At 72.2% G+C, this 4,634-nt stretch carries 5 protein-coding genes; 4 read left to right on the top strand and 1 reads right to left on the bottom strand.

What is annotated here, in order from left to right:
- From VOI19_RS14760 to VOI19_RS14750, 3 genes are all read left to right on the top strand, one after another.
- The coding region (locus VOI19_RS14760; RefSeq protein WP_323793723.1) for a glycosyltransferase at nt 1-1,015 on the top strand (1,015 nt) is incomplete at its 5' end.
- 11 nt (nt 1,016-1,026) lie between these two features.
- Nucleotides 1,027-1,752 carry a class I SAM-dependent methyltransferase gene (locus VOI19_RS14755; protein WP_323793722.1) on the top strand — a complete coding sequence of 242 codons (726 nt, stop codon included), beginning with the start codon at nt 1,027-1,029 and terminating at the stop codon, nt 1,750-1,752.
- Nucleotides 1,752-2,510 (top strand): sulfotransferase, encoded by a 759-nt coding sequence (locus tag VOI19_RS14750; protein ID WP_323793721.1) that lies wholly within the window; start codon nt 1,752-1,754, stop codon nt 2,508-2,510. The genes VOI19_RS14755 and VOI19_RS14750 overlap by 1 nt, the downstream gene beginning before the upstream one ends.
- Before the next feature lie 102 nt (nt 2,511-2,612).
- On the opposite strand, the gene VOI19_RS14745 is transcribed toward VOI19_RS14750, so the two are convergent.
- Complete coding sequence (locus VOI19_RS14745) at nt 2,613-3,992, bottom strand: GH1 family beta-glucosidase (protein ID WP_323793720.1); 1,380 nt, start codon at nt 3,990-3,992, stop codon at nt 2,613-2,615.
- Nucleotides 3,993-4,008: 16 nt separating this feature from the next.
- Between VOI19_RS14745 and VOI19_RS14740 the strand changes: the two genes are divergently transcribed.
- The coding region (locus VOI19_RS14740) for a pirin family protein (protein WP_323793719.1) at nt 4,009-4,634 on the top strand (626 nt) is incomplete at its 3' end.

The raw sequence follows: 4,634 nt of genomic DNA, 5'->3' as shown, positions 1-4,634 counted from the left end.
GACGGCGCTCGAGGACCGATCGAGGAAGCCGCAGGTCGTGGTGGGCACGCCGAGCCTGCGCTGGTCGATCGACATCGCGGCCGGTGCCGGCCCCATCGGTCGACGCTGGGGCGACTGGCACTTCGCCCGCTCGCTCGCCGCCGCCCTCGAGCGCCTCGGCCAGTGGGTCGAGATCGACCACCCCCAGACCCGGACCCGGTCCACGCGCAGCGAGACCGACGTCGTCCTCACCCTGCGCGGCCTGGAACGAGTGGCGCCCGCGCCGGGCGCGACCACCCTGCTCTGGGTGATCAGCCACCCCGACACCGTCACCGGTGACGAGATCGCCGAGCACGACGCCGCCTTCGCTGCCTCCACCACCTGGGCTGCGCGCCACGGGGCGACGCCCCTGCTGCAGTGCACCGATGCCACCCGCTTCCACCCCGGCGTCGGCTCCCCCGGCTCCACCAGCTCCCCGGGCTCCGCGGGCTCCCCTGGCTCCCCTGGCTCCGCGGGCTCCTGGGGCTCCGGCCCCGACGTGCTCTTCGTCGGCAACGCCCGCGGCGGGATGCGGCCGGTCGTGGCGGCCGCCCGTGCCGCCGACGTCGCCACCTCCGTCATCGGCACCGGCTGGGCCGAGCTCGGCATCGAGGCCGCGGCCGACCGGATCGCCAACACCGACCTGCCGTCGGCGTACGCCTCGGCCGGGGTCGTGCTCAACGACCACCACGCCGACATGGCGGCCGAGGGGTTCGTCTCCACCCGGGTCTTCGACGTGCTCGCGGTCGGCGGACGACTGCTGAGCGACCCCGTGGTCGGGCTCGACCAGCTGCTCGAGACGCTGGGCACGACGCTCCCCACCTGGGAGACCCCCCACGACCTCGCCCGCCTCGCGCGGCCGCCGTACGACGCCTGGCCGGACGTCGCCGCGCGCCTCGCCCTCGCCGAGCGAGTCGTCGCCGAGCACTCCTTCGACGCCCGTGCCGCCACGCTCCTCGACGCCGCCCTGCGCGTCCGCGGCGAGCGGCGCGCCTAGACTCAGCGACCGTGACCCCTGAAGCACCCGGACCCGCCCCCGTCGCGCTCGACCCGAGCATCCCGCTGCCGCCGTACACGCTGCGCATGGGCGGGCAGCACTTCAAGAAGGACGAGGACTTCGTCGCCGCCGGGGTCCGCGACGCGCGCGTGCTGCGTCGCCGCGCGGGCCTCGGGCCTCGCAAGCGCGTGCTCGACTGGGGCTGCGGCGCCGGTCGGCTCGCCATCGGCATCAAGCACCTGATGGGTCACGTCGCCGACTACCACGGCGTCGACATCCAGCCCGAGCTCCTCAACTGGGCCAAGGACAACCTCACCGACGAGCACACCCGCTTCACCCTCGTCGACGCGCACAACGCGCGCTACAACCCCGACGGCGAGCAGTCGTTCCACATCCCCGCCGACGACGAGAGCGTCGACGTCCTCTACGCCTACTCCGTCTTCTCGCACATGCTCACCGAGGACCTCGCCGGCTACGGCGCCACGATCGCGCGGATCCTCGCCCCCGGCGGCCGTGCCTGGGTGACGGCGTTCGTCGAGGAGGACGTGCCCGACTGCGTCGAGAACCCCACCGACTATCTCAAGCTGGAGTGGAAGGGCGCGCTGCACTGCGTGCGCTTCAGCCGCCCCTTCTTCGAGCGCACGCTGCACGACGCCGGCCTGGCCGTCGACGAGTTCGTCCACGGTCGCGAGACCGACGGCCAGTCGATGTACGTGCTGCGACGACTGTCGAGCTGATGCGAGCCCGGCGGCGCGACCTGGCCGCGGAGGTCGCGCGCCTGCGCGCCGACAACGCCCGGCTCGAGAACCGGGTCGCCCGGCTGCGCACCCGCCTGGACGGCGACCCCGAGCTGTCCTACCTGTTCGTGATGACCTACGGACGCTCCGGCTCCACGCTCGTCAGCGGCCTCCTCAACGCCTTGCCGGGCTACCTGATCCGAGGCGAGAACGAGCACGCGCTGCACCACCTCTTCAGCTATCACCGCACGCTCGCCGGCCTCAAGGAGCGCTGGCCGAGCAAGGTCTCGCGGGTCGCGACCCACCCGTTCTTCGGGATCGGCGACGTGCCCGTCAAGCGCTCGGTCGGCGACGTACGACGACTCGCGCTGAGCACCGTGCTGCGCCCCGAGGACGCCACCCGGGTCGTGGGCTTCAAGGAGATCCGCTGGTACCACCAGGACATGGAGGAGTACGTCGCGTGGTTGCGCGAGGTCTTCCCCGGCGCGCGGTTCCTGGTCAACACCCGCAACAACGACGACGTCCTCTCCAGCGGCTGGTGGGCCAAGGGCGACCCCGACCACAACCGAGCCCACCTCGCCGAGACCGAGGAGCGTCTCCTCGCTGTCGCCGCCGACCTGGGCGAGGCCGCCTACCGCGTGCACTACGACGACTACGTCGCCGACCCGACCACGCTCCGCGGGCTCTACGACTGGCTCGGCGAACCCTGGGACGAAGCGTCGGTGCGCGCCACCCTGGCCGTGCGCCACTCCCTCTGATTCCTCAGGTTTCTCGCCGAGTCGGCGCGTAGTCGCGCCGACTCACCGTCCGGGAGTGCGCCGAGTCGGCGCGTAGTCGCGCCGACTCACGATCTGGGACGGTCAGCCGAGGGAGCGAGGCTGGGAGGCGACCAGGTCGCGGTACCAGGCGAACGAGCGCTTGGGAGTGCGCACGAGGGTCTCGAAGTCGACGTGCACCAGCCCGAAGCGCTGGGTGAAGCCCTCGGTCCACTCCCAGTTGTCGAGCAGCGACCACGCGTAGTAGCCGCGTACGTCGACGCCTCGCTGGGCCGCCTCGCCCACGGCACGCAGATGGGCATCGAGGTAGTCGATGCGGCCCTGGTCGTCGACCACGCCGTCCGCGTCGGGCTCGTCGTTGAAGGAGCCACCCGACTCGGTGATGACCAGCGGCGGCAACGCCGAGCGAAAGCGCGCCCGCGTCATGATCAGCCACTCGCGCAGCGCATCGGGCACGATCGGGCGCCCCAGGTCGGTGGTCGGGTAGCCGAGGAGCTCGAGGGACTCGAACGGGATCTCGGCGTCCTCGGGCGTCGCCCCGATCTTGAACGGTTGGTAGTAGTTGACGCCGTAGAAGTCGAGCGGCTGCCGGATCATCGCCAGGTCGCCGGGCACGACGACGTCCTCGAGGAGGGGCGCGAGGTCGACGGGGTAGCGACCCAGCAGCATCGGCTCGATGAAGAGCCCGTTCCACAAGGCGTCGAAGAGCTTGGTGGCGCCGAGGTCGGCGGCATCCTCGGTAGCCGGCCACATGGGGGCGTGGTTGTTGGCGCACCCCACGCTCGAGGCTCCGGCCTCGCGGAGGGCGACCACCGCGTGGCCATGCGCGAGCAGCAGGTGGTGGGCCGCCGGCAGGGCGTCGAACACGAGCTGGTGACCTGGCGCGTGCATCCCGCCGGCATGGCCGAGGAGCGTGACGACATTCGGCTCGTTGATCGGGACCCAGTGGGCGACCCGGTCGGCGAATCGGTCACCGGCCAGGGTGGCGAAGTCGGCGAACGCCTCGGCCGTCGCGCGGTTGAGCCAGCCCCCGTCGTCCTCGAGCGCCTGGGGCAGGTCGAAGTGGTGCAGCGTGACCATCGGGTCGATCCCGGCGTCGAGGAGCCGGTCGAGCAGCCGGTCGTAGAAGTCCATCCCGGCGGCGTTCACCGGTCCGCGGCCGGTGGGCTGCAGGCGCGACCACGACAGCGAGAACCGGTAGCCGGGCGCCCCGAGGTCGGCCAGGAGCGCGATGTCCTCGTCGAAGCGGTGGTAGTGATCGCACGTCACGTCGGCGTTGGAGCCGTCGACGATCCGCCCGGGCTCACGGCTGAAGGTGTCCCACGTGCTGGGGCCGCGTCCGTCCTGCTGCGCTGCGCCCTCGATCTGGTAGGCCGAGGTGCTCGTGCCCAGCACGAACCCCGGCGGCAGCGCAGGCGAACCAGACCTGGGGTCAGGGCGCCCGCTCGGGGGCGTGGGCAGCACGGGCACAATGATGCCCGTGACTGTCGAGATCCGCCGGGCTTCTGACGCCTTCACCGAAAAGGGGGAGGGGCGACTGACCCGCCACTCCTTCTCGTTCGGCTCCAGCTATGACCCTGACAACCTGCGCTTCGGGCCGATGACCTGCCACGACGACCACCTGCTGGGTCTCGGCCGGGGCTTCGACTCGCACCGCCACAGCGACCTGGTGATCGTGTCGTGGGTCGTCTCAGGTGCTCTGGACCACCTGCACGAGTCGGGCTCCGGCTCGGGCTCCGAGCCGGTGACCGTGCTCCCCGGCCAGGCCGCCGTGCTGAGCACCGGACCCGGCGTCGACCACAGCGAGCGCGCCTCCGCACCGGCCACCCGGTTCGTGCAGGTGTGGCTCGCCCCCGGTGAGGGCGACCTCCCGGCCGAGTCGTCGTACGACGTGCTGACGCCGTCGCTCGAGACGGGCGCGCTGACCCGGGTCGCCGAGCCCGTGCCCGGCGCGGTCTTCTCCGTCGCGCGCCTCGAGGCCGGCCAGAGCGTGGAGATCCCGGCCGCGCCGCGCGCGCACGTCTACGTGGCGCGCGGAGCGCTGACCCGCTCGTCGATGGCCGAGCCGCTCCAGGAGGGCGACGCGTTCCGATTCACCGACGAGAG

Source organism: Nocardioides sp. (genome assembly GCF_034670285.1).
In the GTDB taxonomy this organism is placed as follows: Bacteria; Actinomycetota; Actinomycetes; order Propionibacteriales; family Nocardioidaceae; genus Nocardioides.
Note: the sequence above shows the minus strand (reverse complement) of the source record. Positions and strands in the feature narration are given on the sequence as shown.